Below are 1,717 nucleotides of genomic sequence, written 5' to 3' on the forward strand. Positions count from 1 at the left end.
AGCCAACAGGCGCTTATTATTACTACAAAGGCTGGAACATTCGTGCGCTTATCGCCTTTGCCATCGGTGCTTTATTCTCTATTGCCACGGTGCTGATACCAGCGCTTACCAAGCTTGAAGGCTATGGTTTCTTGTTAGGTGCCGCATTAGGGGGTGTCGTATATTGGGTCTTGATGCGCTCTTATGCAGTAGATCCTGACACAATAGTAGAATGAGAACCACAGTATAAAAATAAGCCTGCTTGTAAAAGTCAGTACAAACGATCTTATCTTTGTACTGACTATTTGCTCAATAGGCGTTGCTACAATATCAAAACGGTTAGATCACTAATGAAGCCTACTCATAACGCTCAATCGATAACATTCAACTCGTAATAAATACGCGATAACGCTCTATTATATTTTTATCGCGTTCTTATCCTCTTTTAGTTAGTAAGTTTCGAGCGACTATACTGCTCTGTTTTTATAAAGGATTAAACAAGATGACAAAAAAGATTACCAGCGATTTTAATCATGATGCCTACCCCCGCGATCTAAAAGGCTATGGTGCCAATCCGCCACAAGTAAACTGGCCAGGCGGTGCAAGAATAGCGGTGCAGTTCGTCCTAAATATCGAAGAGGGCGCAGAAAACAGTGTCATGCATGGCGATGGTCAGTCTGAGCGCTTTTTATCGGATGTTTTAGGGACACCAGAATTTAACAACCGTCACCAGTCTATCGAGTCTGCCTTTGAATACGGTAGCCGTGTGGGCGTTTGGCGAGTGTTAGATGTTTTTAAAGAATATGGTCTACCAATTACCACCTTTACTTGTGCTTCTGCTGCTGAAAAGACACCGCACATTATCGAGCGTGTTTTAGAAGACGGGCATGAGGTGGCAAGCCACGGACTACGCTGGATCACTTATCAATACATGTATCGTGAGACGGAGCGTGAACATGTACGCCGAGCAACTGAAATCTTTAATCGCATGCTCGGTGGTCAGCCACTAGGTTGGTACACTGGGCGTGATAGCCCTAATACACGTGAGCTGGTCGCTGAGCAAGGTGGCTATATCTACGACTCTGATTCCTACGCTGATGAACTACCTTACTGGCTCAATGTGAAGGTAGAAGAAGGCAGTCAGCTAACCCGCAAACCGCATTTGGTTATCCCTTATACCCTTGAAACCAACGATATGCGTTTTGCGTCAAGTCCAGGATTTACCAATGCTGAACCCTTTTATCAGTATTTAAAAGACAGTTTTGATACCCTTTATGAAGAAGGTGCCAAAGAAGGCAAAAACGCGCCAAAAATGCTAACCATTGGCTTGCATTGCCGTATTATTGGCCGTGCTGGCCGTATTACTGCGCTCAAACAATTTTTAAAATACATCACCAGCAAACCTGATGTTTGGGTCTGCCGCCGCGATGAAATCGCCAAGCATTGGTACGAAAATCATCCTGCCACAGATGACAATACTGCTAATTGGATGTAATCTATAATGAATGACATTGTTAATTGTCATAAAGGTGATCTTATGAAAACTACGATAATTGCTCAGCCTTTAACTAAAGCTGCATTTAAGCCATATGGCTCAGTGATTGAGCCTTATAGCGATGAAGAAAAAACCCCCGAAAATAGCTGGGATATTAATCGCGGTTATGCCTGTCGTCATGACTCCATCACAAAAGTTGCTCTTGACGGCGGAGAGGTTGGTCTTAGTATATTCCGTACTAAA

Annotated in this window: 2 protein-coding genes and 1 pseudogene; all 3 read left to right on the forward strand. The window is 43.5% G+C overall.

The annotated features are described in order from the left end of the window. Positions 1–215: pseudogene (locus tag ACS8FD_RS13740) on the forward strand (NCS1 family nucleobase:cation symporter-1); the annotation flags it as partial. A gap of 266 nt (positions 216–481) precedes the next feature. After that, complete coding sequence (gene puuE / locus ACS8FD_RS13745) at positions 482–1,474, forward strand: allantoinase PuuE (protein ID WP_439261686.1); 993 nt, start codon at positions 482–484, stop codon at positions 1,472–1,474. A 42-nt stretch (positions 1,475–1,516) separates the two neighbouring features. Next, positions 1,517–1,717 (forward strand): ureidoglycolate lyase (locus ACS8FD_RS13750; protein WP_439276286.1); only part of this gene is annotated, 201 nt, incomplete at its 3' end.

It is taken from the genome of Psychrobacter sp. 1U2 (assembly GCF_051847575.1).

Bases quoted from the DNA above. Each gene is read 5' to 3' on its own strand.
- puuE (WP_439261686.1), top strand. From the start codon at position 482: ATGACAAAAAAGATTACCAGCGATTTTAATCATGATGCCTACCCCCGC.